Below are 26,238 nucleotides of genomic sequence, written 5' to 3' on the forward strand. Positions count from 1 at the left end.
GCTTGCCAACTCAAATCCCAACCCCCCATTGTGACGGGTGTTGGCGTGGCCTTGACCTAGGCTGACAAAAAACACCAGCCACGAGGAAGATAAATTTAGGTTGTCAATTTGGTGCAATTTTGCGCCTCTAAAATACACCACTTTGGTGCTAAAAATATTTTTTTTAATTAACGCACCAATTCAGGGCCAGTCTTAAACGCAAACAGACCCAATCCCGCCAATAAAGCAGGATAGGCCAAGGCCACCGCCTCCGGACTGCCCTTGACGCCTAGCTCGATATGCCGGCCGTAAATCGGGTGATCCACACTTGGCAGGCTAAACACCTTCACACCAGTGTGCTCAGCCTCTAGCGCGATCATTAAAGGCGTGAGAGTCGCTTCCATAGAGCCAAAAACAATAATGGATTTTTCTTGATAGGACAGTTTTTGGTGCAGATGCGGATAAATCGTATCCAAAACCCAAGCCATCATCGGCCAAGCCATTACCGGGAAACCCGGCAAAAAGTGCACACTGCCCGCACCCGCCGCACAGCTAAAACCAGGAATTTTGTTGTAGGGGTTGGGAATGATCTGGGCGCCCGCGGGGAAAACACCCATGTTTAAGCGGTGGATATTGTCATCGCGATCAGCATTAAACACTTCGCCCTGCTCGGCAGCCACGTCGCGCATGCGCTCGGTGATTAAGTCCTTGGCCTCGGGGTGGAGTAGTAAATCTACACCTAGCGCACTGGCGGCACAGCCACGCGTGTGGTCATCAGGCGTGGCACCAATACCGCCGCAAGAAAACACCACATCACCAGACGCGCGTGCCGCGGCAAAAGCGCGTGCCAACGTGGCGGTGATGCGGGCCGGATCATCGCCCACATAGTCGGCATAAGCCAGTGGCAAACCGCGTGCAGCCAATAGTTCAATGGCTTTAGGCAGGTGCTTGTCTGCACGCTTACCCGAGAGAATTTCGTCACCGATGATGATGATGCCAAATGCAGTGGTCATGGTCTTGAGTTCCGGTAAAAAATTTAAGGCTTAGCGCCAAACTGATCGTCAGGAGCGCCAAACGTAGGCGCCAAAGCTTGAGAGAATTTCGTGCTGTCGCTGCTGCCAATAGAAGAAGCCGCCAGCGCTTCCTGTACCAATGGGTCGGGTGCAAGCGCCAGTGATTCACGGCGTAAGTCCTCGAGTGCAGACAGACAAAAATGCCCAAACCAGAGCGAAGAAAAGGCAAATACCAAGGTATAGGTCCAGATCGCGACCGGCACCAATATTGGCGCCATCACCACGAACATCGCACCCGAGGCCCACAGTACGCTGGGCGCTGCGCCAAGAAAACCGCTAATAATGCCTATACCAAGCAAGCTGGCACGGTAACGCTTGATGATCTCGCGCCGCTCCTCGCCGCTGGCATGCTCGGCGAGCGCGTCATAAGTCATCACACGGTAAGTCAGCCAGCCCCAAATTAAGGGCGGCAACACCAGTATTAAAGGGGGAATCAACCACAGCGGCACTGATACCAGCAGTGCAACAATGGCCAACAAAGAAGAAGCTAACGACCAAAACAAGCTGGCAAGAAAGCTGCCGCCACGCTTGCGTTCTAGCGCCGGAAAACGCCTTTCAGCCACCAATACCACCATGGCTGGCGTCATAAAAGTCGCCACAAACAACAAAGACACGATGACTATCGCAGGTATAGCCAGCATAAGCAGCAGCGCCGGCGCCAGCACCAAACGCAAGCTAGCCAAACCTAGGCCTTGCAGCCACATGCCCATGGCGTTGACTAAAGAGTAATTACTGAGATTGCTGCGAACTGCGCTGACAGCGTCTTCCCAAAAAAAATAACCCAAGCCTAAAGACACCGCCGCCATGATCACCAAAGGCAAGATGGACAGGGCAATTACACGCGGGTGCACGCAGTAGGCAAGCGCGCGCCAAAAAGAGTCGAGAAGCTTATTCATGACTTACAAGGATAACCCGGTTGCTACTAAGCGTTGTCAGGCTCATGTAGTGACGGGCAAGAATAGGCAGCCGTTTTAAGCCTTGCCGGCTAAGCGCTTAATGCCCAGCCACTGCTGGGACCAAAAGCCACGGCCATAGTTTCGGCCAGTCTCGACTTGATCGCGTATGCCGGTCGCATCAAAACGGTATTGAAAGTTAGCCGTACGAAACAGCATGTCCCACCATGGCAGCAGCACACCAAAGTTGCGCCCGCCCAGCACTGGTCTATGGTCTTTAATGGTTTCGTGACCAATCCCAATGCTGTGATGCAAGCGGTGAAAGCGCGGACTAACCCAAATCCTCTCACCGACACGGCCAAACCAGAGCCGCACATTGGCATGCTGCAAACTCTCACTGAGCTGTGTCAAGGCAACAATGGCGACGAATTGACCCGGCGCAACACCTATAAGCTGAGCCACCACCACCACGATGGTACTCACCAACACGTCGTCTAGCAGGTGATTACGGTTATCACTCCACATCGTCATTTGTCGCTGCGCATGGTGCAAGGAATGCAACTTCCACCACCACTCAATCTGATGCTGACCACGGTGAGTCCAGTAGGCAACAAAATCAAACACCACCAAGTAAATCAGAAGACTGACCACCGCTTTGTCCGTCACACCGGGCCACAGCTGGTCTAAGTGAAACGTACCAACGCCCGCCGTGCGTAGAACGCCAAAGAACTGATCAAACAAGGGGTCTAACGAGAAGAAAAGCACCAGCCTAAAAAAGCCGAGCCGGTGAATTAAGGTGTACAGCACATCGGTACGGATAGTTGAGCGATCACTCACTTTATCGACCGGCCGCCAGCGCTGTAGTGGCCCAATAATGGCTAAGAGCACCACAATCTGCAAAGCACCCACTAAAAACCAACCGCTGGCCTCGTAAGCGTCTTCAAGCAAACTAGCCATGCCCAGCCAGATCATCACAGGCTGAAGCACTGCGGCAAAAATCCAGCCCTGTGCTTGAGAAAAAATATCGCTAAAAAATATCATAGTTTATTTTGCAGTGGCAGCAGCAGGCACGCCAGAATGCGCGTTAATCCAGACTGAAAACTGGGGATGCTGGCTCAAGGTTTTAAAACAAAAGCCGCGCGCTTGTAGGCCGATAATTAAAGGCTCAAGCACCGTCGGCGCCCAAGGGTCTTTTCGCGACCAAATGCCTAGATGAGCCAACAAAATATCACCTGATTTAATTGTTGTTAAAGCTTTGGCAAGTAAGTCAGCATTCGGGTAAGTGTCGCTGGGCAACTCATCCCCTAAGAAACCGGCGGGGCTCCAGCCCACATAGGCATAACCGCAAGCGCCGGCTGCCGCTAGCAGGGCTGGCGAGGTTTTACCGCCCGGTGCACGAAACAGCGGCAAGGGCTTAACGCCGGTGATTTCTTGCAATCGGGTATTTGAGCGGGTTATTTCTTGGCAATAACGCGCCGCGCTCCAGTTCAAGTTCTGGCCTTCTTCAGGCCCGGCAGATGGACGAATGCGGAACTGTGCCGGTTGACCCGCGCTGGCGGGAATATCGCCGCGCCAATAACTATGGCTCCAAGTGTGTGAGGCAAACTCATGGCCCTCAGCCGCTCTAGCCTTCCACCACGGCGCCCATTCATTGCCCAAGCTGCCATCGCCGGTTTTAGTGCGTTCGTTGGCGGCAAAAAACGTCACCTTAACTTGGTGTCGGTTGAGGATGTCAGCGATTAGCGGCGCGACTTCCATATGACCGGTATCGAGTGTCAGATAGACCGGTTTGCAGGCGCTTGAACTAGCGTTTGATTTATCGACTGCACCGGCCAAGCCGGTGCTGATTAAGGCCAGCGCAAATAGTGCGCATTTGAGAGCCGGCTTAGCGCGGCGCGTGATCCAGTGTCCAGACACCATGAGGGCTTTTTCCTACGTTGACCTGTTTGACGACTTTGCGCGTAGCAATGTCAATCACGGTGAGTTTTTTAATCCAGCGCGAGCTGACCAAAATCTGTTTGCCGTCGCGGCTCACATCCATGCAGTCAGGGCCGCCCGGTGCGGGAAATTTATCCACCACCGCCAGCGTTTGCAAATCAATCTTGCTAATGCTGTCACCGCTGCGGTTGCTCACCAACACATGACGTTTATCGCCAAACGCACGAAACGCGTGGGCGCCCAGACCCGTGGGGATGATTTTAGTCAGTACTGGCAATTTGCCGCTGACGTCATAGACTTCAACCCCATCGCTGCCAGTCAAAGCCACAAGCATGGTTTTATCGTCGGCCAGACCGAATACATCGGCCGGCACCGATCCAGTTTTGACGCGCCATTTGACGGCTTGGCTGGCGAGATCAATGGCAATGAGCTCATCGCTGTCTTGCATGGTGGAGTAAATCGTGCTGCTTTTTGTGTCTATCCACAAGTGACTCGGCGTGCGGCCGGTAGGAATACGCTTGGCCAGTTGTATATCTTTACCGTCCCAGCGATAAATATCGATGTGGTTTAAGCGGTTCGCAGCAGTCACAAACCACTTCATGTCGGGCGAAAAGCGCAACTGATAGGGGTCGAGTATGCCCAGCACCGTGCGCTGCACTTCAGCAGTTTTAGGATCGATAAAAGTCAGTGAGTCGGACAACGCATTGGCAACAATGATGGACTTTTCATCCGGTGTCAGGTAGAGGTGATGCGGCTGCTTGCCAGTAGCGATGCGCTTAGTCTCAGTCCAAGTAACCGGGTCAATGACGCTAACGCTATCGTCTAGCGAATTGAGTACGAACACTGGCGAGCTTAAAGGCCCTTTTAGCGCCGGTGTGCTAACCGGAGCACTAGCAGCCAAACTAGGTGCCGGTCCAGACGCCTTAGGTGCGCTTTGTGCCAATACATCCGCCGGCCTGGCCAGCAGCCAAGCAGCGGCTAAGGCGCTGGACAAAAAAATGCGTTTGGAGACATGGCCGGAAACTGGCCGTTGAGCTAGAGAAGAAGCGAAAAGATTCACGAAAAATAACTTTCTTTAGTTGTGCTGAGTGTAGCGGCCTAAGCCCAAGTGATGAAAAGCCATAGCCAAGAAAACCATGCACAAGCATTACTATTCGCAGATGCCTAAAACATTCGTCACGCTGGATCCGACTCAAGGTGAGCAGCACGCAGACATAGGGCTAAAAGTGCAACTAGAAGTGCGGCTGATTGAGGGACCGGCCCATCGAGCGAGCCTAGTTTTCCTGCACGAGGGCTTGGGCTCGGTTAGCCAATGGACACAGCGCGATGCGGATTGGCCATTGGCACTTTGCCAAGCCAGTGGACGCGCGGGCATGGTTTACGCAAGGCGCGGCTACGGTCAGTCCAGCCCGGCTCTAAGAAGCCATGTTGACGACACCCACCCTAGCCTGCTAATGCCCGACTATATGCATAAGGAAGCTTGGCAAGTACTACCAAGCTTGCTGGAAAAACTACACATTAAAAACCCGGTGTTGCTAGGCCATTCAGACGGCGCAAGCATCGCCCTACTTCATGCCAGTGTGCATCGGGTAGCAGCTTGTATCGCCATGGCGCCTCACGTGCTGGTGGAAAGCATGGCAATAGACGCGATTACCAACGCTAAAACTGCATTTGAAAGCACCGATTTGCGCCAACGCCTAGCGCGCCATCATGCCGATGTAGAGGGTGCTTTTTGGCAATGGAATGACGTCTGGCTGTCGCCCGCTTTTCGCCAGTTTGACATTCGCGCTGATTGCGCCCGCCTACTCGCCCCACTGCTACTGATTCAAGGCGACAACGATGAATACGGCAGCATGCTGCAGCTCGACGAAATCGCGCGGCAGGCAAAGCATGCGCAGCAGCTACGGCTGAGCGACTGCGGCCACTCTCCGCAACGTGATCAGCCGCAAAAAACCTTGGCGGCGATTTGTGGATTTCTACAAAACTGCAACTAATGCCCGGTTGAGTAAAAGACTTTTTATTTGGCCACAGGAAATGCCGAAATAGACACCAAATCCTGCGCCGTCAACCAGCGCCACTGGCCTTGTGGCAAATCGCTTGGCAAGGGTAATTCACCAATGCGCGAGCGGTGTAGGCCGCCGACTTCCTCGACCCGATTACCGACTGCCGCAATCATGCGCTTGACCTGGTGGTATTTACCCTCTGTCAGCGTGAGCCTGAGCTGGCGCTCACCGGTTTGCTCACAAGCGGCGGCGCGCACCGGCTTGGGATCGTCATCAAGCACTACGCCGCTCAGCAGCTTATCGACTTGAGTCGCGTCCACCGCATGCTTGGCCAACACCTCATAGACCTTGGGCACATGGTGCTTAGGAGAGCTCATGCGGTGAATAAATTTACCGTCATCAGACAGCAGCAGCAAACCACTGGTGTCTTGGTCTAACCGGCCCACCGCTTGAACACCCGCCGCCGCACCACCACCGCGTTGACGTATAGGCGCCGGCAGCAAGGTGTAAATGCTGGGATAGTTGCTAGGCTTTTGTGAACACTCGTAGCCGGCTGGTTTGTGCAGCATCAGGTAAGCCTTTTCAAAATACTGCCAAGGCTTGCCCTGAACCGTGAAGTGCAGTCCTTCGGGAGGAAAAAGCTCAGACGGCTCAAGCACAGCAGCAGCGTCGACAGTGACTAGGCCCTGTTGTATGAGGCCGGCGCAAACGCGGCGCGTACCAAAACCTTGGGAAAAAAGAATCTCTTGTAGTTGCATGCTTTTCATAGCGCTATTGTCCCTATTGAAGCAGCCCAAAAATGGCGCTGCCGAAAATTAACTTGGCACTGAAAACAATGACAAGGTAGCGCTCCACAGCTGAATTCAATATGAATCAAATAATTTACAAATCCACCAACCTAGGTGTACTATAAAAATACACATTGAATCAAATTGTTTATCAATTTAAGCCGCAGCGGCATTTAATAAATACAGGTGCAGACACTAGCGATACGGCGTTATAGCGCGACAACAAAAATCAGAAAAATATCAAGAAATTCGACACCAGCATAAAAGGAAATGCGATGCTAATTGATCCAGCCCTACATCAGTTAATTAACGAATTTGGCCAGACCATGCGCCTAAGCGATCTGAAGTTAGATAACGATGGCGGCTGCGCCGTCCGGCTGGACAAAAAATTAGTGGTCAATCTGCAATGCCGTGAGGTTGAGCGCGAACTTTGGTTTTACGCCGACATGGGCACACCAGCTACCGGCTCAAAAATCTATGCTGATCTGCTGCGCGGCAACCTGTTTTGGAGCGCCACTTTTGGCGCCACCTTAAGTCTGTCTGGGGATACCCCCCCACACATCATCATTACTCTGCCTATCACTTGGTACGGAATGGATGGATCCACTTTATTAAAGCAGTTAGAAATCTTTGTTAATGCAGTAGAAGAATGGTCCGAATACATAGCGAACGAAAACGTCACTAGCGAAGATACAACCGAGCTTGATGCCTCAGACATAAACCTGTTGATGTCACGCGCATAGGCTCAAGAAAAATATCTACTGAAAAAATAATATGAAAAATATATATCTGCATATTTACAAAGCTTAATCGCCCAAATATTTTTACCAGGGAGAGCTCTAATGAACTCAGTGAATAAACCAATGTCAATGTCTAATTTGCTTAGTGCAAATACAAATGCAAACACCGAATCAGCAAAAGTTAATACGGAAGGATTTTTTGCAGGTAAAAGCGTTGAGATAGAACCTAAGCAAGTCATAACGCCTAATCCAAGCAACTCTTTTTTTGCGTCTACGAAAACACTACTCAGCAGCAGAAGCGCCGAAGAAAGTATTCCGAGTCCACACTTAAAAGCGATAGCCAGCGGTGCGACAAAGTTAAGGGCAATTAACACCTAGCTAGGTAATCGTGAATTAATAAAATTCAAACTGATAAAGCAAGGCAAATTATCAACACAGCGACATCAAAAATTTATGTCAAAACAGCAGCGAAAAATACTTTAAAACGACAGGGTTTAGACGGTGGCAAACAAAAAACGGCTGCATTGAAAAAAAGTTTTTTGCACATTTTGAATTGACTAGATGCAATTTAAATCGCGATTACATAAATCGCTGAAATTCAACCGCTAAGGGGTTTTAATGCTAGTTCCAACAGCACTCGCCATCCTGATCCGAGAGTTAGGTGAAAAGATGTATCTGGGCAATCTTTCGCTAGACGCAGACGGTGCTTGCGCGGTCAATCTTGACAAGCGTTTTATCATTAACTTTCAGTATCGTGATTCGCAAGACCAGCTTTGGCTTTATGCCGACCTTGGCGTGCCGGCAGATGGTGAGGCCATTTATTACGATCTGCTACGCGGCAATCTTTTTTGGGATGCGACAAAAGGGGCAACGATTAGTTTGAGCCTCGACGATCCATCTCACATCATCATGACGATTGCCCTTAAATGGAAAGCCATGGACTGCTCTGTCATGGCCAAGCATCTAGAGAGCTTTGTGAACACCGTGGAAGACTGGTCTACATTCATCGCTGCCAGCTCTTCGAGTGGCAATGGCATTGACATGACGCCTCAAAACCAAACACAAGCGCAAAACCTTCAGAATCAACGCGTGTTCTGATTCGATTTCACGGCCTGATCAAGCGTGGGTTTTTGCTATTTAAAATAGCCTATCCCCACTTTATCGATTGATCAGCGCCTTCATGAACATTACCGTCAACCCAGAACTTCTCGCCTACATAGACCCCCTGACCCAAGAAGAAAATCAAGCCTTGGAGCGAAGCCTGTTAGCCGAAGGCTGCCGCGATGCGCTGGTGTTATGGGGCCAAACACTGGTCGATGGCCACAACCGCTACCGTATTTGCAGCCAACACGGCATCGCCTTTGAAACCATTCAAAACCAACACTTCACATCTATAGACGATGTGCATTTGTGGATGATTGAGCAGCACCTAGGCCGGCGCAGCGTGTCTGACTTCCAGCGCGGCGTGCTGGCCTTGCGTAAAAAAGCAATTTTAAATACACGCCTAAAGCCGGTGCTCAGCGAATCAGAGAGTCCAGAGCCAGTAGAGCTGACAAGCCAATCACCAGCCACGTCGCCAGCCAAAGCTTCACGCGAAGAAGTGGCAAAAGAAGCGCGCATCAGCAGCAATACCGTCAGTCAGATTGAAAAAATTCAAAAGACCGCAACGCCAGAGTTAGTGGCCGCCGTCAAGGCTGGCACCATTTCAATCAACGCCGCAGCCAGCGTAGCAAGCCTGCCGGTAGAGGCGCAAGTCACGGCAGTCGCGGGTGGTAAAAAAGAGCTTCAGCAGGCAGCGCGCAATGTGCGTCAAGCCAAAGCCGTAGAACGTACACAGCCCGAATCAAACGAAGGCTTGATCGCACGCCTGCGCCAGAGCATTTCGGTACTGACTGCGGAAAACGCAGAACTCAAAGCCGAGCTGAAAAAACAGCAGCAGCTCGACGCCAACGCAAACGACTAAACCCAGTAAAGCCGAGCTAGAAATTCAAGCGCAGTCAAACTGCGCTAGTCCATCAACGGTCAAAAGCGGCTTGAAGCTCAGTCTTGCTGCTGACGCCGCTTTGCAGCATTAACATCAACATAATTCTGGCTTTGGCGGGTGACAAATCGTCAGCCATGACGGCGCCCGCCTCAAAAGTGGTCTTACCACCGCCAACAAAACCGTAATTCGGCAGCACCCGTCCATTGTGCACACGGGTGGCGATGACGACGGGCACACGTTTGGATAAAGCGTACTTCACGCCTTCAAACATTGACTCGTTCATATTGCCCATTCCCAAGGCCTGCACGACTATGCCTTTGGCGCCGCGGTCCACCGCGCTGCGCAGTGCTGCGCCATCAGCACCACCGTACATAGGAATGATGTCTACTGGCGGCATCACACTAGCAACGATGGGTATGTATTGCCTGCGAACAGGTGTGTAGGCATACATGATTCGATCGGGATAGGCCTCACCCATGATGCCAAACTGACCTGAATTAAAGGTCTCGACATTGGCAGTGTGGGTTTTGGTCACATAACGCGCCGAATTGATTTGGTTGTTCATTGCAAGCATCACGCCTTTGCCGACGGACTTGCTATCGACCGCAATACGCGCCGCGTTGAGCAGGTTGCGCGGACCATCAAAGTCTGATGACGAAGCATTGCGCTGAGCACCGATTAAAACCACCGGCTTACTCGAATTGACCGTCAGGTCAAGCCAAAAAGCCGTCTCTTCTAAGGTGTCAGTGCCGTGCGAGACGATCACGCCAGCAATCTCTGGCTTGTCTAGCGCTGCTTGCACAGTAGCAGTGAGTTCAATCCAACGCGGCGGGTCCATGTAATCGGAAGGCACGTTTGACAGATTGTTAACTTCAATCCTGACGTAGTTGCCAATGTCCGGCACTGTAGCGAGCAAGTCGTCACCAGAAATAGCCGGCACTGGCGCATTTTTTATCGGATCTATCTTCATCGCGATAGTGCCGCCAGTGGCGATGAATAAAACTTTTGGTTTATTTTGTGCAAAAACGGGGCTAGAGACCAAAGCAGTTATCAACGCCAAATTGAAGGCGGCTTGTTTAAGTTTCATATTTGAGTCCCTTGTCTGTAAAAAATATTTCTGTCACTGGGTCAGCATTTTTATTATGACTTATGCAAATTCCAAGGAAATTGATGTCCCGCCTGACAGCTATGCTAAGCAGCCTTAGCAAGCTTCTGAGCTGTGCCGCTTTGCCTACTTTTTAAGCACTCCTTGCAAAGCCAGCACTGGCTTGGGTTTTAGTACTTGTCCAATAAGTTATCCACAGCTTAGGGCACAGAGTGCAGGGACAACTTTTTAGGGCTTGACGCAATGACTGAGTGCTTTTAAAAAGCGGCACAATGTTTTTCAAGAATTCAACTTATCCACACGTCAGCATGGCGTCAACAAAAAAAGAAAAGAGGCTATTCATCGAAAATTTTGCCCAACCCCATTCAACCCTGCTAATGGTCAATCAACTTTGTTACGCCTGGCCTCAGGCCAAACTTTTTACAAACTGGTCGGCTCGAATAAAGCCCGGTGTGACTTGGCTAATAGGTGATGACGGCAGTGGCAAAACCACCTTGCTGCGTCTGCTTGCCGGCCATTTGGTCAAGACAAGCGGTCAATTGCAATTAGGGCAAACAGACCTAGACTTGCAGCCTAGCCAATACAGCAGCCAACTTTTCATCACCGAGCCGGGCACAGAAAAATATGAGCAAATGACGGCGCTGGACTACTTTGCCTTAGTTCAACGTCAATACCCAAGTTTTGAGCAGCATTTGTTAGCCGAGCTAATCAACGGCTTATCGCTACAAGAGCATCAACACAAAATGCTCTACATGCTGTCGACGGGCTCTAAACGCAAAGTTTGGTTAGCAGCGGCGTTTGCCTCTGGCGCTCTGCTAACGCTGATTGACGAGCCCTTTGCTGCGTTAGACAGTGCGTCAGTGGAGTTTGTGAGTACGCTGCTAAAGCTAGCGGCAACACAAACAACGCGCACGTATCTGGTCGCCGACTACCAAGCCCTAGTGGGCACACCAACAACAGCCATCATCGAGCTGACCGCTACTGACATGACAAATTAGCCAACCCATCAATTAACGAATGCTTTTAGCGCCTTCACTCTTGGGGCGTTAATTTACAAATACCGCCGACACAGCGCATTTGCATGGCTTTGGCTTTAACTGGCGCAGCCTCTATGGCTTTGGTCTGTGCAATACGCACAGTGCAATCGCCCGGTACTGTGCTGCAAAGGGCTGCATCACTTAAGCCGATTTTTTTTTGTCGAACTCGAAAGTCGATTAAAAATTCACTCGCAATTTGTTCAGAGTTGAGGTGGCCGACGCGCATATAGCTAAGTGCACCTACAAAGCCAAAGTAAGCTGTGCCTAGTCTTTCATACGCTGTCTTTCCAGTCGCATCGCGCAAATTACGCAAGCACTGTGCGTAAGCGTTGGTGTCGCGATACATCTCTTTAAAACACTGACTTTGTGCAAAAGCTGCGGCAGTACTAATTTTTGCTAGCGACTGATCTTGACCAGTTTTCTGGTCTTGACTGCGCGTTAAGTTGTTCTCATCAGCCATGACAGAAAAAGACAAACTCATCAGCAAAAACCCGCACAGAGTTAGCGGAGTCAACTTTATAAAACGACGAGACTGCATAATAATTTTAAAAAATATGACGTCCACCTGTGATCAGGTGGGCGTATAGGCCGTAGAAAAAGTATCCTTAAAAAGAGCTGTTATTTTTTACGTCGCTATTTTTTAGTTGATACGCGTAATACGGGGCGCAGGAGGACTGAGCGGTGAGTTGGTCGCAAAAAAGTTTATGAACGCGACTAAATCATTGGTCTTGGTGTCTAGCGGATTAGTGCCAGTCGCCATGACTGAAAAGTTGTCACCACCAGCGGCAAGAAAACTATTGGTCACTACCCGATAACTCTTGGCAAAATCGATCAACACACCATTGAGTTTAAGACTACCGGCAACTAAACGATTGCCATTGCCAGCGGCTGCGCCGGCCGCTTGATTATTGTCATAACTGTAAGTTAGACCTTTAGACACTTGCAACAATCGACCCACAGCACCACTTGCCGGATTGGTTTTAGCCGTGTTGTTAGGCGCTTCCCATTGCTGCTCTAACAAACGCACAATTTGCGCACCGGTCAAATTGAGCGTGAACAATGTATTACCGAATGGCTCTACCGTATTGAGCGCTGCGTAGGTCACAACACCAGCATCAACGAAAGCAAGGTCGGCGCGTACGCTGCCCGGATTCACAAACGCCATGTCAGCACCAGCGCTGACACCGGCTAAATAGCTATCGGCCATCAGATCACCCAATGGACCTTCTGCCGTTTCATCGCGGGTCGGTGTGCCAGAGCTAGAGAGCAAAGCGCGGTTAATGCTTTGAGTAATTGTGCCCACTTGCTTGGTCGCAAGAGTAGTCGAGAGCGTGGAATACTTAGTCACCAATGCATCAATAGCCGGGTCTTTGGTCACAGCGGTAAAGCCCACGGGTAGTGAAGCATTGCCAAGTAAATCCGCTCGAATCACCGGCACCGTATTCGCAGACATAGCCGTCACGCCCTTGGAAGGCTGAATCATCAAATCAATGGCGCTGACCGCACCGCCGTAGTAACCGGTAGAGGTGAGTAGAAAATTCTTCTTAGCGGCCTTGCCTAAATAGTTGCAAACATATTCTTGATGCGTGTGGCCACTGACAACTATGTCGACATTGCTGCTCAGCTTATCGGCAACACCCAAAATATCGCCGCTAAAACCGGGGCAAGTTTTGTCATTAATCGTGCCCGCAGTGGTTTGCCCGCCTTGGTGAATAAGCACCACCACAGCACTGACACCGTCACTTTTCATTTTTGCTGCGAATTTATTAATCACAGCCGACTCTTCAGAAAAAGTCAAACCGGCAATGCCACCTGCACTGACTGCATTAGGCGTTGCTTGAAAAGTAAGGCCGATAAAGCCAACACTGACAGTGCCAAAACGCTTGATGTATGTCGAGGCTAAAAGCGGTTTACCGCTATCCGTAAAAACCACATTGGCCGACAAGTATTTGTACTTAGCACCCGGAAACTTGCTGTCTACTAAACAGGTGTCGGAGCCAATAGCACCTTGATTTCCAGCTGCCGGGAAGCAACCACCATTTTGTATGCGTAGCAACTCGGCCTGACCGCTATCGAATTCGTGATTTCCAACAGAGCTAGCTTCCAAACCAATATTATTCAAAATATCCACACTGGCTTCATCGTGAGTCGCTAAGGAGGCAAAGGGCGATGCACCTATCAAATCACCAGCACCGACCAAAATATTATTTGGGTTTTCGTTCTTTAAATTTTTGACTAGAGTAGCTAAATAAGCCGCACCACCTACTGCTACTTTTTGACCGGCACCACCATTGGGTAATACCAGTGTGCCGCCGTTGGTGCTAGATGGTGGCTGAAAATTACCGTGAAAATCATTCATTGCAATGATGCGCACACTGACAGGCTTAATCGCTATGCTGTCGAGCAACTTATCGTAATCATTGCCTTGACTGAGACTGCTTTTAGCAACTAATACGTCGGTCATAAAGTTGCGGATCTGGCTTACGTCAAAACCACTGTCTTTAAGATTTTGTAAAACCAAAACCTGAGCCGCAGTCATTTTTTCAGCGCTAACACTGGCGGCAAAACCAGAATCAAAACGGGCGAAAAAATCTGCGGTATCAGCGCTATCTTGAGACAGCGAGGCCAGCAATTGCTCAGTCAGTGGCGTGACATTGGCCACAGCTGATCGGCTCGAACTATTGGCCACAGAATGCAGCCGGCGTTGACCGTCGCTGACTTCAACCAAACAAGGAAAACTACCACTCGCAGTGACAGCAAAACCACCGTCAAGACCGGTTTTGGTGATGGCGGCTAGCGTGCTGTTTAAGCATTTAACCTGCACGTCAGCATTTATCATTGCCGCGCCAGTAGCTGCGACTCCGCTGACATTGACAGATAAAGGCGTACTGACGCTAGAGCCGCCACAACCCAAAAGTGCAGCTGTGCTGATAGCGGCTGTGACTAAGCTAAGCAACAGACCTGTAGGCATACGCAGGTATAGTTTCATTTATCAACTCCATTTAAGTTGACTGCATAGTATGAAACATACGTGTCATATTAATGACCGAATACTTCAGTCACGCAAGACTATTTGTCAGCCTTGGTTATGCGTCCACGCCAATCCTAAGGGCTTAGCGTTTAAAAGTATGGCGTAATTTACTTGGCTAATTCAAGTGCCGTCACCATCATTTTTCCGCCTTCATTGGCAACGACAAATTTGATTTTGTCGCCAGCCTTGACCTTGTCTAAAAAGGCGGCTTCTTTGACGGTGAAAATCATAGTCATGCCGGGCATGTCGAGATTTTTTATCTCTCCGTGCTTGATGGTGATCTTGCTGGCATCTTTATTGACTTTTTTGACTTCACCGTCTGTCATAGGAAAAGTTTTGCCCGAATCGGCCTTACCCATTTCCATTTTAGGCATATCAGTTTGTGCCATTGCCACACCAGGTGCGGCAATCAAAGCGGCCAAAACAGTAGCGCTGACGGCGAGTAGTTGCTTGATATTTTTCATTTCTAAAGTCCTTGAATACGATTAATTAAATTGAGTAAAAGCGCTATTACTTGGCTGAAACTTTGACTTGGCCCTTCATGCCAGCTTCATAGTGACCGGGCATCAGGCAAGCGAAGTTAACTGTGCCGGCTTTGCTGAATTGCCAAATAATTTCGCCTTCTGTACCGGGAGCCAAAGTTAGCTTGCCGGGTTCGTCATGTTCCATGCCTGGGAATTTTTTCATTTCTTCCAAATGCGCCAGCAAATATTTCTCGGAACCCAAACTCATCTCATGCTTGACCTTGCCGGTATTTTTCACCAGCAAACGAATGGTTTCGCCTTTTTTCGCTTGTATGTCCGATGGCGTGTAGCGCATGCTGTCTGACATTTCAACAGTGATGGTGCGAGTCACCTTGGCTACAACGCCCGGCTTGCCGATGGCAGATTCGCCATGGCCAGCGTCATGCCCGCCTGCGTGGTTGCCCGCAGCTAACGCGCCTGAAGACAGGCTGGCAATGGCGAGCGTAGCTAAAAAGACAGTAGCGACTTTGGATAATTTCATGCTATTCCTTACTTGGAAGATTTAAAAAGATTTGAAAAATTAGTGACCAGAATGTGATGATGGCTTTTTAGCATTCATCACAGCCGAGGTCGGTGTTTTTGCTGCATCGGCATTGTCTATTTCCGAGCGCATGCGTGCAGGCTCAGACAGCGGCCCGGTGTATTCCGACGCAACCGTACCTTTGGGATGCTGATAAGGACCGGGATCGCTGTAGTCGCCTGGCTTTTGGTCCTTGCGCACCTTGAGCATGCTAAACATACCACCCATCTCAACCGATCCAAACTGTCCCTGCCCCGTCATCATAGGTGCGGTGTTGTCCGGGATGGGCATTTCCATTTGTCCCATGTCGGCCATACCGCGCTCACCCATGAGCATATAGTCGGGCGCAGTCTTTTGGATTTTTTTGATCAGTCCGCGGTGATCTACGCCGACCATGGTTGGTACTGTGTGGCCCATTGCGTTCATGGTGTGGTGGCTCTTGTGGCAATGAAATGCCCAGTCACCTTCTTCATCAGCCACGAACTCAATTTGACGCATTTGTCCCACCGCTACATCGGTAGTGACTTCATACCAACGGGTTGAAGGCGGTGTTGGTCCACCGTCAGTGCCGGTCACTAAAAATTCATGGCCGTGCAGATGAATCGGGTGATTTGTCATGGTCAGGTTTCCCACACGCACACGAACCCTGTCGTTCTTACGCACATTGAGCGTATCGATGCCGGGGAAAACCCGGCTATTCCAAGACCAAATATTAAAGTCCAGCATGGTGTTGATCTTGGGCGTTTTAGTGCCCGGCTCAATATCAAAAGAATTGAGCAAAAAGCAAAAGTCGCGGTCCACATCACTGATGTGCGGATGCTTAACCTTGGGGTGGGTAACCCAAGAGCCCATCAAACCCATGGCCATTTGCACCATTTCATCCGCATGCGGGTGATACATAAACGTGCCGGGACGACGCGCGACAAACTCGTACATATAGGTCTTGCCAACCGGAATTGCTTTTTGGTTAATACCGCTGACACCGTCCATACCATTTGGCACACGCTGGCCATGCCAATGAACTGATGTGTGTTCGGGCAGTTTGTTGGTGACGAAAATGCGTATGCGGTCGCCCTCAACCACTTCAATGGTTGGGCCTGGACTCTGACCGTTGTAGCCCCACATATTGACTTTGAAACCGGGCGCCATTTCGCGCTCTATCGGCTCAGCCACCAAATGGAATTCTTTAAAGCCATTATTCATGCGCCACGGCAACGTCCAACCATTGAGCGTGACAACCGGGTTGTAAGGCCTTCCGGTGGTAGGGATGAGTGGTGGTGCGGTTTCAACGGAAGTGCGCATTACCGGTTCAGGTAAGCCAGCTAACGCAGTTCGAGACACAGCCAGGCCAGCCACCGCAGTGGCTGCACCAGCGAAAAATTGGCGGCGTGAATTATCTTGGTTCATGTTTATTCCTATGGATTAGTTGGCTGGGCTAGCGTATGCAGCCAAGCTCAAAACTTGGCCGCAGTGACGCCTTGCAAAGTCATCTGCAAATTAGTCTCGGCCATTAAATAGTCGCGCTGGGCATTCAGCACGGCCAAGTCAGCGTGCAACTTGGCGCTGCTTTGCGCTAACAAATCCCAAACGCTGAGCAACATGCCGTTGTAGCGGAGCACGGTTTCGTCATACATAAATACGTTTACTTTTTGCTCATCTAGCGCCAGTTGTGCCATTGAATAACTGGCTTTATAAGCGGAGAAAGCTTGCGACACCGTGCTCTGAGAGTAAATAGCCTCAGAGCGGGGAAGCACTGCGCGAATAGATGTCAACGCTTTGTCAACGGTGTCCGCACTAATGGCCTGCTTTGGCAAGTCTGACAGTGCCTCAGGTAGGCCGACAGTAGAGTAGACACCCCGCAACCTAAGCGCCTTGAACAAATGGACTTGAGCTTGCTCGGCCTCTAACTGCGTTTTGAGCGTCTGCTGTTTCACCGCAATTAGGCGCGACTGCGACTGGGCTTGCTCAAGCCGGCTCCAGTTTCCAACGCGAACCATGCGCCTAGCTAGCTCACCGGCAGTGGCATAAGCCTCTTCGATTTCATACTGAAGTTTTAATCCAGTTTGAGCGGCAACTACTTCAAACCAAGCTTTGCGGGCATCTGCGGCGGCTTCTAGGATTTCGTCGAAATCCTCAACTCGCCGGCGTACAGCCGGATCGACCTCTAACCAGTTGCCAGCTGCAATATGCGCTTGGTTGGCAGTGCCCAACTGAGCGAGCGAATCTGCCCACGCGGGATGGCCGCGCCAAGCGAGGCGAACGGCGACATCGGCAGTCGGCATCATCACGTCAGGGGTTGCGAAAGGCAGATCTTTAACCGGGTTTGAATTGGCTTTATCCCACTTAAGAACGTCCGCATGACCGCGTTCAAACTGCGATACCCCATCATTGGCCTTGCGCCAATCTATCGTTTCCTGCTCAAGGGGATCTTGTTTTGCTTGCTCTGCGGAAGCTGAACCGATCAATGCACACAGGCCTAGAGTTGCCAGCCACAACGGCCTAGGACGGAGAAAAGAGATGCGATTCATGAAATAACCTTCGTTGTATTTGAAACTTTTTAAAGTTTATAAAGGCAGTGGCTACGCCTACATGTCGTCTAGATTACAAATTTGTTATGTTGCACAAGCAGTGCCCCAACCAAGGCACACTCAAAGCAAAGGATGAGCGACTGTGAAAATATTAATCGTTGAAGATGAGCCCAAAACCGGCGAGTATCTTCGCAAAGGACTGAAAGAGGCCAGTTTTGTGGTGGATTTGTCATCCGATGGCATTGACGGGCTGCACAACGCGCTTGAGGGCGAGTACGACTTAATTCTGCTGGACGTCATGCTTCCCGGTATGGATGGCTGGGAAGTCATGCGCAATCTACGCCAAAAAGGCAATGAAGTGCCGGTTCTGTTTCTAACCGCCAAAGACCAAATAGAAGACCGTGTCAAAGGCTTGGAACTTGGCGCTGATGACTACTTAGTCAAACCATTTTCTTTTGCTGAATTACTAGCCCGTGTACGAACCATACTGCGCAGGGGTAAACCCAGCGTCGAAGCCAGCATCATCAAAGTCGCTGACTTAGAACTAGATTTACTGCGCCGCAGAGTGTCGCGCGCCGGTAAAAGAATAGAGCTCACTTCCAAAGAATTCGGTTTGTTAGAACTATTGATGCGAAGACAAGGCGAGGTACTGCCGCGCTCCCTGATTGCGTCTCAGGTTTGGGATATGAATTTCGACAGTGATACAAATGTGATTGAAGTAGCCGTCAGGCGCTTGCGCAGCAAAATTGACGATGCGTATGAGCCCAAGCTGCTGCAAACCGTCAGAGGCATGGGCTATGTGATCGAGTCACCCTTGCAATCCTCATGCTGACGCACCTATGACTAGTTTTTCGCTCACTACCCGGCTGACCTTGTTTTACACACTGGTCTCAGCGCTGGTTTTACTCGGCTTGGGCTGGTTGACATCGGCCGCGATGAACCAGCATTTTGACGCTTTAGACCGCGCTGGTTTGCAAGACAAAATTCATCTTATTGAAGAAGTCGGTGCCAAAGCAGAATCAAAAAGTGATTTACAAAAACGCTTGGCTGATGTGCTGCACAGTCACGAAGGCTTAATAGTTACGCTACAAACCAACGGGCAAACGCTGTTTGCAACCGAGGCTTTAAAAATTCCTGATGCGGCGATTAAAAATTTAAGTCAAGAATCCAAAACACAAAAATTATTCAATTGGGAAACTAAAGACCATCAATACCGCGCTTTAGGCGCACTCATCTCAACGCCCTTAATTGGGGATGAAGTTTTGACTTTATGGGTTGTTTTAGACAGTAAATTACATGCGCATTTTCAGGAACATTTTCGTTTTACTTTGGCGATCTACGTCATATTGGCTACGGTTTTCAGCGGCTTATTAGGCTGGCTGGCTGCCAAACAAGGCTTAGCACCCCTGCGAATTATGAAGAGCAGAGCGCAAGCCGTGACGTCCAACAAAATGGGTGAGCGCATGCCGGTTAAAACAGTACCGGTAGAAATGGCCGACTTAGCGCAAACACTCAACGATATGTTGGATAGATTGCAAGAAGACTTTAGGCGTTTGTCAGAGTTTTCATCCGATCTCGCGCATGAGCTACGAACGCCCATCAGCAATTTATTGACAGAAACCCAAGTTACTTTGTCCTCTAAAAGAAGCAACACAGAGTATGAAGACGTTTTAGCCTCCAACTCTGAAGAGTTGCAGCGTTTAGCCAGAATGGTGTCTGACATGCTTTTCTTAGCCAAAACGGAAAACGGTCTCACACTACCTAGTCAAGAGACCATTGCAATAGCTACTCAAGCGCAAGCCTTGTTTGATTTCTATGAAGCATTGGCTTTTGAAAAGGGAATTTATTTAGCACTGACAGGAGAAGGACTCATCAGCGGTGATCGTTTAATGTTGCGCAGAGCTCTGAGCAATTTACTATCCAACGCCCTACGCCACGCCACCATCGGCACAACGGTGTCAATCAAAGTAGAAACGATTAACGACAAAGTCCAAGTAAGCGTGATCAACCACGGCAGCATGATTAGTGAAGAAATGCTGCCACGATTGTTTGACCGATTTTTTAGAGTCGATAAATCAAGAGCCCATCCGCACAGTGATGGCGCGGGACTAGGCCTAGCAATAACCCGCGCCATCATGCGGGCCCACGGTGGTGGTGTGACGGTCACATCGCGGCTTGGCGAGACTTGTTTTAGTTTAATTTTTCCAAAAATCGATACTGACAATCACGCTATAAACGCTAACGACTAAGCCCCGTAAACCACAGCCTAAAAGCTGCGCTTATCAAATCCTAAACCCTGCCTTCTTCTACTCCATGACAAGCAATCTTCACGCCCGCAATCGTCAGCAAACGCGGCGCTTCCATTCGGCAGCGTTCTTGTACATGCGGGCAGCGCGGATGAAAAGTGCAGCCGCTCGGTGGGTTTAAGGGGTTGGGTACTTCGCCTTGCACCGGCGTTCTGGCGCGGCCGGTATCGCGCATTTTTGGAATCGCGTCTAACAACATGCGCGTGTAAGGGTGGCGCGGGTTAGAGAACAGCGACTGTTTATCCGCCAATTCCACCAAGCGCCCGAGGTACATCACACCGACTTGGTCACTCACGTGGCGCACGACGGCAAGATTATGTGAGATGAATAAATACGTCAGGCCGCGGCTGCGCTGCAAGTCTTTCATGATGTTGAGCACCTGAGCTTGCACACTCACGTCTAAGGCTGAGGTTGGCTCATCACAGACTAAAAATTCTGGTTCAGTCGCCAGCGCTCTGGCGATCGAAATGCGTTGACGCTGACCGCCGGAGAACTGGTGCGGATACTTTTGCATATCTAAGCGCGACATGCCGACAGATTCAAGCAAAGACTCGACTCGGCTTTTAAGCTCAGCTGCATCGGTTGCGATGCCGTGCTCTTTGAGCGGCTCACCGACAATGTCACCCACCAACCAGCGCGGGTTCAAACTGGCATAGGGGTCTTGAAAAATCATTTGAATCCGCCGGCGCAATTGCAAGCCTTCAGGCTTTTTAAACTGCGCATGAGCGTCTTGCGAATCAAAAGTAAAACTACCGCGTGTCGGCTCATTCAAGCCCACCAACAGTTTGGCCACCGTGCTTTTTCCGCAGCCCGATTCACCGACCAAAGCCAGCGTTTTGCCTTTTTCAATTTCAAAACTCACGCCATCAACGGCTTTTAATAATAGTCGCGGCTGGCGCTCAATCACGCGGTTTAGCCAAGGCGCAGAAACATCAAAAGTCATGGCTAAATCATGCGCTTGAACCAAAGCGGTACTGGGCTCTGACATCGGTCTGTGCATCAGACTTTCACCGGGATTTTGGACAATTTTATTCGGCTGTCCTGTGTGTAAAGGCAGGGGCAATTTAAGAGAATTGTTCATACGGTCTCAACTGGCAAAGCATGCAGCCAACACGCGGCGCGGGTAGTACCTGCGAATTGCAAATCAGGTCGTTCTTGACTGCACTTGTCAAAGGCCTTGGGGCAGCGCGGATTAAAAGCACAACCCGAAGGAATGGCGTTCAGTCGCGGCATGGCGCCGTCGATTTGAAACAAGCGATCACGCTCAACATCGATGTCGGGAATCGCCGCCATCAAGCCCTCGCTATACGGATGAGCCGGATGATTAATAACCGCGTTCACTGGGCCAATTTCTGCAATCCGGCCTGAATACATCACCGCCACGCGGTCGCAAGTTTCGGCAATTAATCCCATGTCGTGGGTAATTAGCATGACGGCTGCGCCGCGCTCTTTGCAAACGTTTTTTAACAGCGTGATGATTTGCGCTTGGATCGACACATCTAGCGCCGTCGTCGGCTCATCGGCGACGATTAACCGTGGCTCGGCAGCCAACGCTAAAGCGATCACCACGCGCTGACGCATGCCGCCAGAAAACTGATGCGCGTAGTGGTCGATGCGTTGAGCCGCAGCCGGAATACCCGTGTCTTCTAGCAGCGAGATGGCGCGCATACGCGCCTCTCGCGCCGTCATGGGCAAGTGCGCCTGAATGGTTTCCACCAACTGCCGGCCTATGCTGTAGAGCGGGTTTAACGAGGTCAATGGATCTTGAAAAATAGCCCCAATCTTGCGCCCGCGTATGTGGCGCATTTGCGGCTCACTGAGCTGATCTATGCGTTGGCCTTCGAGCAGAATCTGCCCGCTTGCGATGCGGCCTGGTGGCTCAAGCAATCCAATAATGGCCGAACCAGTGAGCGATTTACCCGCACCGGATTCGCCCACCACACCCAAAATTTCACCCGCAGAAATATCAAACGAAATATCGTCTAGGGCGCGCAGAGTGCCGTGCCGAGAAGGAAACTCGACCACCAGATTTTTAACTTGAAGCAGTGTCATGACAAAAAACTTTCTCAGCGCAAACGCGGATTCAGCGCATCACGCAGCCAGTCACCCAGCAAATTAACACTGAGCGCAATTAACACCAACATCAATCCTGGAAAAACCGTAATCCACCACTCGCCAGAAAACAAGTAATCATTGCCCACCCGTATTAAGGTGCCCAAAGAGGGGGAAGTGGGCGGCGAGCCGACACCTAAAAATGACAGCGTCGCCTCGGTAATGATGGCAGTTGCGACTTGAATAGTTGCCAACACCATCACCGGCCCCAGCACATTGGGCAGCACATGGCGGCGCATGATGCGCAGGGGTGAAACGCCGGTCACACGCGCAGCTTGCACATATTCTTTGTTTCGCTCAACCAAAGTCGAGCCCCTAACCGTGCGCGCATATTGCACCCAGCCGGTTAGCGTAATCGACACAATCAACACACCAAAAGCCACACTCGCTTGTGCATTGGGAAACAGCGCCCTGCCCACACCCGCCATAAGAAGGGCTACCAATATGGGCGGAAAACTCAGCATCACATCGCATAAACGCATCAAGGCAGTATCAATCCAGCCGCCACTAAACCCAGCGATTAAGCCTAACGTCACACCAATCAAAATCGACAGCACCACCGAGGCTAGACCGACTACCAAAGAAATACGTGCACCGTAAATCACAGCCGACAAAATATCGCGACCTTGATCATCAGTACCGAGCAAATATTTAGCGCTACCCATCTCATACCAAGCCGGCGGCAAGCGGGCGTCACTCAACTCCAGTGTGCGCAAATCAAACGGATTGTGCGGAGCCACCCAGCCGGCAAATACCGCAGCAAAAACGCAAACCAAGGCGATCACAGCAGCGGTCATGGCCATCGGCGAGGTGCGAAAGCTGTAGCCGACATCGCTGTCATACCAGCGTGATAACAATTGATTCATGAGTGTGTTGCTAGAAAAAATTTAAACCAGTCAAGCTGCCAATACTGGCCGCTTGACAAATACAACAAGCATCAAACATCAAGCGGATTAAGGCTGAATGGTAATCCACTTAAACGGCATGAAGTTATCCGCTAATTGCGTCAAAGTGACTTTTTTACTCATGCCCCAAGCCAGTGCTTGCTGATGCATTGGCAGGTGACCGATATCAGTTGCGTGCATTTCAAAAGCTTGTTTGATGTAAGCCGTGCGTTTGGTCTTATCGGTTTCAGACTGGACTTTTTTAATCAACTCATCGACCTTGGGATTGCAATAAGAACCTAGATTGAACTGACCCGCACCTTGATCATCTGGACAAGCAAAAATAGCATTCAGAGCGTTGTGCGCGTCATAGGTACTTGGCGTCCAACCCAGCATGTAAAAACTGGTGTCACGGCGTAAGATTTTAGGAAAGTAAGTACCCTTGGTTTCGGCCTGAAGATTAATTTTTACATTGATGCGAGACAGGTTTGCCGACACTGCTTGGCAAATACGGCTGTCGTTCACATAGCGGTCGTTGGGGCAATTCATAGCGACCTCAAAGCCATTCGGATAACCGGCTTCGATCATGAGTTTTTTGGCCGCTTCCACGTCGTAAGGCAAACGCACATTTATCGTCGGATCGAAACCGTTGATGCCGGGCGCAACCATCAAAGCCGTCGGCGTCGAAGCTCCGCGCATCACCGTGCGTTTAATACCCTCAATATCAATCGCTTGATAAAAAGCTTGGCGTACGCGTTTGTCTTTGAAGGGATTTTTACCTTTGACATTGGAATACAGCAACTCATCACGCTTTTGATCCATACCCAGAAAAATAGTTCGTAGTTCTGGCCCTGTCATGACACGGGTGCTGGCGTTTTTATTCACGCGGTCAATGTCTTGCACTGGTACCGGTTCCATCACATCGATCTCACCAGACAGCAGCGCGGCAACACGCGTCGCATCATTGTCAATCGGGGTAAAAATCACTTCTTGTGCATTGCCTTCAATCTTGCCCCAATAGTTGGCATTACGAGAAAAACTGGTGCGCACATTAGGCTGGCGCTCGCGCAGGCGATAGGGACCTGTGCCGTTGGCACGAAATGAAGCTGCATTTTCAATGCCTTTGCGTCTATCCACAGGCACCACAGCTTGATTGGTTTCGCACCATTTTTTACTCATCATATAAACCAGAGAAATCACGTCCGGCAGTATCGGAAAAGGTGATTTGGTTTCTATTTCAACTGTGAAGTCGTTAATTTTTCGCACTTCCTTGAAATCGTTGGTGTAGCTTTTAAGGTCAGATCCTTCGGCTTGAGTGCGCTTAAAACTAAACAACACATCATCCGCAGTAAACGGTGTGCCGTCATGAAACATCACACCTTTACGCAATTCAAAGCGCCAGATAGTGGGTGAGGTTTGTTTCCAAGATGTTGCCAAGCCCGGCGCCAAGCTCAAGTCCTTGTTGCGCAGCACCAAGCCTTCATAGACGTTGCCGGTGATGCTGAACTGCAGCGATTCACTCAGAGAGTGCGGATCCATAGACAGCGAGTCACCAATATTGGCCACACGCAGCGTTTGCGATTGGGCAGAAAAACTGGCGACAACCAGCGCAGACAGCAGAGCACTCAGACGCAATGTGGACTTGAACTTCATGAATAACTCCAGGCAATGTTAGAAAAACTCGCAAGAAACATAGTCGCCTCAGGGCGCAAAAACACTGCGATTAGTGGCGCCCACCACCTAACCGAAGCCGGGGATCAACCGCAAAATACAACAGGTCAACAAACAAATTAATCAGTACAAATATCAATGCAATCAAGCACAGATAGGCAGACATCACCGGTATGTCTGCAAAGGTCACTGCCTGAATGAAAAGCAGACCCATGCCCGGCCACTGAAAGACGGTCTCTGTGATGATGGCGAATGCAATTAAGCCGCCTAGCTGCAAACCTGTGATGGTCAAAACCGGCACTAAAGTATTTTTCAATGCGTGACCGAAATGAATGCTGCGGCTAGACAAGCCCCGGGCGCGAGCAAACTTGATGTAATCGGTTCTCAGCACTTCAAGCATCTCAGCGCGGACTAGCCGCATGATCAAGGTGAGTTGGAAAATAGCCAATGTAACTGCCGGTAAAACCACATGCTGCCAGCCGTCTAGCGTCAGTAAACCGCTACTCCACCAACCAATTTTTACCGTGTCACCACGACCAAAACTAGGCAGCCATCCAAGACCGACGGAAAACATCAGAATCAATAAGATGCCGATTAAGAAAGTCGGTAACGACACGCCTAGCAGCGAGACTGTCATCATTAATTGACTAGAAAAAGAGCCACGCTTTAGCGCCGAATAAACCCCCATGGGGACACCTAGCAGCAAAGCCAAAACAGCGGCCACTGCAGACAGCTCTAACGTGGCGGGAAAGCGCTCAGCAATCAGGCGCGAGACTTTTGCGCCCTGACGCAAACTAAGCCCAAAGTCACCCTGCACCGCATTGACCAAGAAATGACCAAATTGCACAACAAAAGATCGGTCCAAACCCAAGTCAGTGCGGAGTTGACGGATCTGCTCTGGTCTTGCATCTTGGCCGAGCAGAAACACTACGGGGTCACCCACGTATTGAAACAACATAAAGGCAATAAAGGCCACCACAATCATGACGATCACGGCTTGCGTCAAGCGACGAAAAATAAAGACAAGCATTAATATTTAATCTCGGGTTAACACCATCCTAGCCTAGCAATTGCCGTGCCGGTCTCGGGGTTTACTTGTAGAAAATTCTGCACCAGAAAAAC

At 50.3% G+C, this 26,238-nt stretch carries 26 protein-coding genes; 7 read left to right on the plus strand and 19 right to left on the minus strand.

What is annotated here, in order from left to right; all coding sequences use genetic code 11:
• Positions 1-167: 167 nt before the first annotated feature.
• From HC248_RS12710 to HC248_RS12730, 5 genes are all read right to left on the minus strand, one after another.
• A complete protein-coding gene (locus HC248_RS12710; RefSeq protein ID WP_168922797.1) occupies positions 168-992 on the minus strand; it encodes a competence/damage-inducible protein A in 825 nt (274 codons plus the stop codon).
• A 23-nt stretch (positions 993-1,015) separates the two neighbouring features.
• On the minus strand, positions 1,016-1,948 hold the full coding sequence (locus HC248_RS12715) for an EI24 domain-containing protein (RefSeq protein WP_168922798.1): 933 nt from the start codon (positions 1,946-1,948) through the stop codon (positions 1,016-1,018).
• A gap of 75 nt (positions 1,949-2,023) precedes the next feature.
• On the minus strand, positions 2,024-2,986 hold the full coding sequence (locus tag HC248_RS12720) for a sterol desaturase family protein (RefSeq protein WP_168922799.1): 963 nt from the start codon (positions 2,984-2,986) through the stop codon (positions 2,024-2,026).
• Between the two features lie 3 nt (positions 2,987-2,989).
• Positions 2,990-3,865 carry a polysaccharide deacetylase family protein gene (locus HC248_RS12725; protein WP_168922800.1) on the minus strand — a complete coding sequence of 292 codons (876 nt, stop codon included), beginning with the start codon at positions 3,863-3,865 and terminating at the stop codon, positions 2,990-2,992.
• The gene (locus tag HC248_RS12730) at positions 3,831-4,784 is read right to left on the minus strand and encodes a YVTN family beta-propeller repeat protein (protein ID WP_238342824.1); all 954 of its coding nucleotides are present in this window, start codon (positions 4,782-4,784) and stop codon (positions 3,831-3,833) included. Before HC248_RS12730 ends, HC248_RS12725 begins: the two co-directional genes overlap by 35 nt.
• Positions 4,785-5,019: 235 nt before the next feature.
• Here HC248_RS12730 and HC248_RS12735 point away from each other — a divergent pair, with 235 nt between their 5' ends.
• On the plus strand, positions 5,020-5,877 hold the full coding sequence (locus HC248_RS12735) for an alpha/beta fold hydrolase (protein WP_238342624.1): 858 nt from the start codon (positions 5,020-5,022) through the stop codon (positions 5,875-5,877).
• Positions 5,878-5,900: 23 nt separating this feature from the next.
• Here the strand turns inward: HC248_RS12735 and HC248_RS12740 are convergent, their stop codons facing one another.
• Entirely contained in the window at positions 5,901-6,644 is a 744-nt protein-coding gene (locus tag HC248_RS12740) for a pseudouridine synthase (protein ID WP_168923831.1), read from the minus strand.
• 305 nt (positions 6,645-6,949) lie between these two features.
• Here HC248_RS12740 and HC248_RS12745 point away from each other — a divergent pair, with 305 nt between their 5' ends.
• On the plus strand, positions 6,950-7,417 hold the full coding sequence (locus HC248_RS12745) for a type III secretion system chaperone (protein ID WP_168922801.1): 468 nt from the start codon (positions 6,950-6,952) through the stop codon (positions 7,415-7,417).
• A 2-nt stretch (positions 7,418-7,419) separates the two neighbouring features.
• Here the strand turns inward: HC248_RS12745 and HC248_RS12750 are convergent, their stop codons facing one another.
• Positions 7,420-7,788, minus strand: a complete 369-nt coding sequence (locus HC248_RS12750; RefSeq protein ID WP_168922802.1) for a hypothetical protein — start codon at positions 7,786-7,788, stop codon at positions 7,420-7,422.
• A 244-nt stretch (positions 7,789-8,032) separates the two neighbouring features.
• Between HC248_RS12750 and HC248_RS12755 the strand changes: the two genes are divergently transcribed.
• Complete coding sequence (locus HC248_RS12755; protein ID WP_168922803.1) at positions 8,033-8,512, plus strand: type III secretion system chaperone; 480 nt, start codon at positions 8,033-8,035, stop codon at positions 8,510-8,512.
• Positions 8,513-8,594: 82 nt separating this feature from the next.
• On the plus strand, positions 8,595-9,377 hold the full coding sequence (locus HC248_RS12760) for a ParB N-terminal domain-containing protein (protein ID WP_168922804.1): 783 nt from the start codon (positions 8,595-8,597) through the stop codon (positions 9,375-9,377).
• A 52-nt stretch (positions 9,378-9,429) separates the two neighbouring features.
• On the opposite strand, the gene HC248_RS12765 is transcribed toward HC248_RS12760, so the two are convergent.
• Positions 9,430-10,485, minus strand: a complete 1,056-nt coding sequence (locus HC248_RS12765; RefSeq protein ID WP_168922805.1) for an asparaginase — start codon at positions 10,483-10,485, stop codon at positions 9,430-9,432.
• Between the two features lie 395 nt (positions 10,486-10,880).
• Here HC248_RS12765 and HC248_RS12770 point away from each other — a divergent pair, with 395 nt between their 5' ends.
• On the plus strand, positions 10,881-11,501 hold the full coding sequence (locus HC248_RS12770) for an ABC transporter ATP-binding protein (RefSeq protein ID WP_168922806.1): 621 nt from the start codon (positions 10,881-10,883) through the stop codon (positions 11,499-11,501).
• Positions 11,502-11,535: 34 nt separating this feature from the next.
• Here the strand turns inward: HC248_RS12770 and HC248_RS12775 are convergent, their stop codons facing one another.
• The 6 genes from HC248_RS12775 to HC248_RS12800 form a co-directional block, all read right to left on the minus strand.
• Positions 11,536-12,021, minus strand: a complete 486-nt coding sequence (locus HC248_RS12775; protein WP_168922807.1) for a hypothetical protein — start codon at positions 12,019-12,021, stop codon at positions 11,536-11,538.
• Between the two features lie 159 nt (positions 12,022-12,180).
• Complete coding sequence (locus tag HC248_RS12780; protein ID WP_238342626.1) at positions 12,181-14,529, minus strand: bifunctional metallophosphatase/5'-nucleotidase; 2,349 nt, start codon at positions 14,527-14,529, stop codon at positions 12,181-12,183.
• 149 nt (positions 14,530-14,678) lie between these two features.
• Positions 14,679-15,035 carry a copper-binding protein gene (locus HC248_RS12785; RefSeq protein ID WP_168922808.1) on the minus strand — a complete coding sequence of 119 codons (357 nt, stop codon included), beginning with the start codon at positions 15,033-15,035 and terminating at the stop codon, positions 14,679-14,681.
• A gap of 46 nt (positions 15,036-15,081) precedes the next feature.
• Positions 15,082-15,576 (minus strand): cupredoxin domain-containing protein, encoded by a 495-nt coding sequence (locus HC248_RS12790; protein WP_168922809.1) that lies wholly within the window; start codon positions 15,574-15,576, stop codon positions 15,082-15,084.
• A gap of 39 nt (positions 15,577-15,615) precedes the next feature.
• Positions 15,616-17,022 carry a multicopper oxidase family protein gene (locus HC248_RS12795; RefSeq protein ID WP_168922810.1) on the minus strand — a complete coding sequence of 469 codons (1,407 nt, stop codon included), beginning with the start codon at positions 17,020-17,022 and terminating at the stop codon, positions 15,616-15,618.
• A 47-nt stretch (positions 17,023-17,069) separates the two neighbouring features.
• Complete coding sequence (locus tag HC248_RS12800) at positions 17,070-18,143, minus strand: TolC family protein (protein WP_168922811.1); 1,074 nt, start codon at positions 18,141-18,143, stop codon at positions 17,070-17,072.
• Between the two features lie 142 nt (positions 18,144-18,285).
• Here HC248_RS12800 and HC248_RS12805 point away from each other — a divergent pair, with 142 nt between their 5' ends.
• Together HC248_RS12805 and HC248_RS12810 are read left to right on the plus strand one after the other, a co-directional pair.
• Positions 18,286-18,975: a heavy metal response regulator transcription factor gene (locus HC248_RS12805; RefSeq protein ID WP_168922812.1), complete on the plus strand. Its 690-nt coding sequence runs from the start codon at positions 18,286-18,288 to the stop codon at positions 18,973-18,975.
• A 7-nt stretch (positions 18,976-18,982) separates the two neighbouring features.
• The gene (locus HC248_RS12810) at positions 18,983-20,392 is read left to right on the plus strand and encodes a heavy metal sensor histidine kinase (RefSeq protein ID WP_168922813.1); all 1,410 of its coding nucleotides are present in this window, start codon (positions 18,983-18,985) and stop codon (positions 20,390-20,392) included.
• A gap of 40 nt (positions 20,393-20,432) precedes the next feature.
• Here the strand turns inward: HC248_RS12810 and HC248_RS12815 are convergent, their stop codons facing one another.
• The 5 genes from HC248_RS12815 to HC248_RS12835 all read right to left on the minus strand — a co-directional run bounded on the left by HC248_RS12815 (position 20,433) and on the right by HC248_RS12835 (position 26,146).
• Positions 20,433-21,449 carry an ABC transporter ATP-binding protein gene (locus HC248_RS12815; RefSeq protein ID WP_238342627.1) on the minus strand — a complete coding sequence of 339 codons (1,017 nt, stop codon included), beginning with the start codon at positions 21,447-21,449 and terminating at the stop codon, positions 20,433-20,435.
• Positions 21,450-21,526: 77 nt separating this feature from the next.
• Entirely contained in the window at positions 21,527-22,501 is a 975-nt protein-coding gene (locus HC248_RS12820) for an ABC transporter ATP-binding protein (protein WP_168922814.1), read from the minus strand.
• A gap of 14 nt (positions 22,502-22,515) precedes the next feature.
• The gene (locus tag HC248_RS12825) at positions 22,516-23,427 is read right to left on the minus strand and encodes an ABC transporter permease (RefSeq protein WP_168922815.1); all 912 of its coding nucleotides are present in this window, start codon (positions 23,425-23,427) and stop codon (positions 22,516-22,518) included.
• A gap of 87 nt (positions 23,428-23,514) precedes the next feature.
• Positions 23,515-25,098: an ABC transporter substrate-binding protein gene (locus HC248_RS12830; protein WP_168922816.1), complete on the minus strand. Its 1,584-nt coding sequence runs from the start codon at positions 25,096-25,098 to the stop codon at positions 23,515-23,517.
• Between the two features lie 70 nt (positions 25,099-25,168).
• Positions 25,169-26,146 carry an ABC transporter permease gene (locus tag HC248_RS12835; RefSeq protein ID WP_168922817.1) on the minus strand — a complete coding sequence of 326 codons (978 nt, stop codon included), beginning with the start codon at positions 26,144-26,146 and terminating at the stop codon, positions 25,169-25,171.
• Positions 26,147-26,238: the final 92 nt, after the last annotated feature.

It is taken from the genome of Polaromonas vacuolata, from assembly GCF_012584515.1.
In the GTDB taxonomy this organism is placed as follows: Bacteria; Pseudomonadota; Gammaproteobacteria; order Burkholderiales; family Burkholderiaceae_C; genus Polaromonas; species Polaromonas vacuolata.

Excerpts from the sequence above, each read along its gene's own strand:
- HC248_RS12800 (WP_168922811.1), bottom strand. The coding sequence starts at position 18,143 with ATGAATCGCATCTCTTTTCTCCGTCCTAGGCCGTTGTGGCTGGCAACT.
- HC248_RS12820 (WP_168922814.1), bottom strand. The coding sequence starts at position 22,501 with ATGACACTGCTTCAAGTTAAAAATCTGGTGGTCGAGTTTCCTTCTCGG.
- HC248_RS12830 (WP_168922816.1), bottom strand. The coding sequence starts at position 25,098 with ATGAAGTTCAAGTCCACATTGCGTCTGAGTGCTCTGCTGTCTGCGCTG.
- HC248_RS12720 (WP_168922799.1), bottom strand. The coding sequence starts at position 2,986 with ATGATATTTTTTAGCGATATTTTTTCTCAAGCACAGGGCTGGATTTTT.
- HC248_RS12795 (WP_168922810.1), bottom strand. The coding sequence starts at position 17,022 with ATGAACCAAGATAATTCACGCCGCCAATTTTTCGCTGGTGCAGCCACT.
- HC248_RS12790 (WP_168922809.1), bottom strand. The coding sequence starts at position 15,576 with ATGAAATTATCCAAAGTCGCTACTGTCTTTTTAGCTACGCTCGCCATT.
- HC248_RS12835 (WP_168922817.1), bottom strand. The coding sequence starts at position 26,146 with ATGCTTGTCTTTATTTTTCGTCGCTTGACGCAAGCCGTGATCGTCATG.
- HC248_RS12755 (WP_168922803.1), top strand. The coding sequence starts at position 8,033 with ATGCTAGTTCCAACAGCACTCGCCATCCTGATCCGAGAGTTAGGTGAA.
- HC248_RS12775 (WP_168922807.1), bottom strand. The coding sequence starts at position 12,021 with ATGAGTTTGTCTTTTTCTGTCATGGCTGATGAGAACAACTTAACGCGC.
- HC248_RS12735 (WP_238342624.1), top strand. The coding sequence starts at position 5,020 with ATGCACAAGCATTACTATTCGCAGATGCCTAAAACATTCGTCACGCTG.
- HC248_RS12810 (WP_168922813.1), top strand. The coding sequence starts at position 18,983 with ATGACTAGTTTTTCGCTCACTACCCGGCTGACCTTGTTTTACACACTG.
- HC248_RS12785 (WP_168922808.1), bottom strand. The coding sequence starts at position 15,035 with ATGAAAAATATCAAGCAACTACTCGCCGTCAGCGCTACTGTTTTGGCC.
- HC248_RS12715 (WP_168922798.1), bottom strand. The coding sequence starts at position 1,948 with ATGAATAAGCTTCTCGACTCTTTTTGGCGCGCGCTTGCCTACTGCGTG.
- HC248_RS12825 (WP_168922815.1), bottom strand. The coding sequence starts at position 23,427 with ATGAATCAATTGTTATCACGCTGGTATGACAGCGATGTCGGCTACAGC.
- HC248_RS12815 (WP_238342627.1), bottom strand. The coding sequence starts at position 21,449 with ATGCACAGACCGATGTCAGAGCCCAGTACCGCTTTGGTTCAAGCGCAT.
- HC248_RS12745 (WP_168922801.1), top strand. The coding sequence starts at position 6,950 with ATGCTAATTGATCCAGCCCTACATCAGTTAATTAACGAATTTGGCCAG.
- HC248_RS12765 (WP_168922805.1), bottom strand. The coding sequence starts at position 10,485 with ATGAAACTTAAACAAGCCGCCTTCAATTTGGCGTTGATAACTGCTTTG.
- HC248_RS12710 (WP_168922797.1), bottom strand. The coding sequence starts at position 992 with ATGACCACTGCATTTGGCATCATCATCATCGGTGACGAAATTCTCTCG.
- HC248_RS12770 (WP_168922806.1), top strand. The coding sequence starts at position 10,881 with ATGGTCAATCAACTTTGTTACGCCTGGCCTCAGGCCAAACTTTTTACA.
- HC248_RS12740 (WP_168923831.1), bottom strand. The coding sequence starts at position 6,644 with ATGCAACTACAAGAGATTCTTTTTTCCCAAGGTTTTGGTACGCGCCGC.
- HC248_RS12725 (WP_168922800.1), bottom strand. The coding sequence starts at position 3,865 with ATGGTGTCTGGACACTGGATCACGCGCCGCGCTAAGCCGGCTCTCAAA.
- HC248_RS12760 (WP_168922804.1), top strand. The coding sequence starts at position 8,595 with ATGAACATTACCGTCAACCCAGAACTTCTCGCCTACATAGACCCCCTG.
- HC248_RS12780 (WP_238342626.1), bottom strand. The coding sequence starts at position 14,529 with ATGAAACTATACCTGCGTATGCCTACAGGTCTGTTGCTTAGCTTAGTC.